Annotated in this window: 1 pseudogene; it reads right to left on the bottom strand. The window is 56.9% G+C overall.

The annotated features are described in order from the left end of the window. Window positions 1–92: 92 nt before the first annotated feature. A pseudogene (locus HMPREF3120_RS09605) lies at window positions 93–1,287 on the bottom strand (IS481 family transposase). Between the last annotated feature and the right edge of the window lie 147 nt (window positions 1,288–1,434).

Raw genomic sequence — 1,434 nt, 5'->3', positions numbered from 1 at the left:
TGTCATGAGTCGCGACATGCTTGACGGATGAGTCGCGACATGCTGGACGGACCGGCACCCCAGTTGTTTTTGTTCTGGGGTGCCGGTTTTGTTCATTCGGCGTGAAGTGGTGGGTCGCCGTGTTTCCAGTAGGCCTTTTGGTAGTCGCGGGCGGTGTCGATGTAGTGCTCGGTGATGACTTTTCCGGTTTCGGCGAGTGATGTGATGATGTGGTTGTCGGTGATGACCATGAGGATTTTCTTGTGTTTGTAGGCGCGTCCGATGCCGAGGTGGAAGAGTTTGCCGGCGTAGCGCACGGTGACTTTGCCGTTTTTGTCGACGGTGTCGTTTCGGGTGCGCCATTCTTCTTTGGGGTTGTCGTTGGGTGTGGCTTTGACTCCGGTGGTGTATGCCTGTTGTGGCGTGCGTCTGCCTAGGGCTCGGTGGGGGCGTGTGCAGTTGTAGTATTGGCGAAATTCGTTGAGGAGTTGTTGCAGCTCGTCGATGGTTTGTGCCGGGGGTTGGGCGTTGATCCATTTTTTGAGGGTTTGGTGGAACCGTTCGATTTTGCCCTTGGGTTTGTGGGTGGCCCGGCCGGCCGTTTTTCTGTTGGATTTTGTGCTTGGCGAGTGTTTTTTCGAACGCGTTTCGCCCGCCTTTACGTCCGGCAAGGCGGGCGGTGAACACCAGGCCGTTATCTGTCAGCGTGGATGCTGGTGGACCGTAGTGGGCAATGAGGCGACCCAGTTCGGCAGCGACGGCAGCGCCTGAAAATGCGGCAGCCGCGGTGATTGACAGCAGGTATCGCGAGTGGTCGTCGAGGAAGTCGAGGACTTCTACTCGTGTGTTGTCGGCAAGAAAGAGGTGGGTGATATCTGCTTGCCAGCATTCGTTGGGCATTGCGGCTTCGAAGCGGATGTAGGAGTTTTTCGGCCTCTTTTTCGGCTGTGGGGTGATGAGCCCTTCGTTCGTGAGAATGCGGCGGATCGTGGAAGTCGACGGGACACGTTTGCCGTCTTGTTCAAGGTGGTAGGCAATGGTTTCGGGCCCTGCGTCAAGTCCGTGCCGGGTGAGTTGCTTGCGGATGCCGATTATTTCGTTTCGTAACGCTTCTGGTACCGCGTGCGGGTGGGTGTGAGGGGCGCGTGATTTTGGTGCGATTGCATCTGCGCCGCCTGCGTCGTAGGCGTTGAGGATCTGGTGGACGCGTTGGCGTGAGATGCCGAAGCGTTTGGCGACGTTGGTGGGTGTCGCACCTTGGTCTCTGACGGCTCTGACAATGGCGAGGTTGCGGTTGGGACTGTTCATGATGTCAAATATGTCCCGACTCATCGGTCAAGCGTCACCGACACAGCTGAGGTAGCCCTAAGTGTCAACTATGTCGCGACTGACCTGTCAAGGATCACAACACCTTCTGCAGGCACACCCTGTCAAATATGTCGTGACTTCAGACAC

Origin of the sequence: Corynebacterium sp. HMSC11D10 (assembly GCF_001806995.1) — a bacterium.
Lineage (GTDB): Bacteria > Actinomycetota > Actinomycetes > Mycobacteriales > Mycobacteriaceae > Corynebacterium > Corynebacterium coyleae.
The sequence above is the reverse complement of the archived record's forward strand: the minus strand, read 5'-3'. Positions and strand labels throughout refer to the sequence as shown.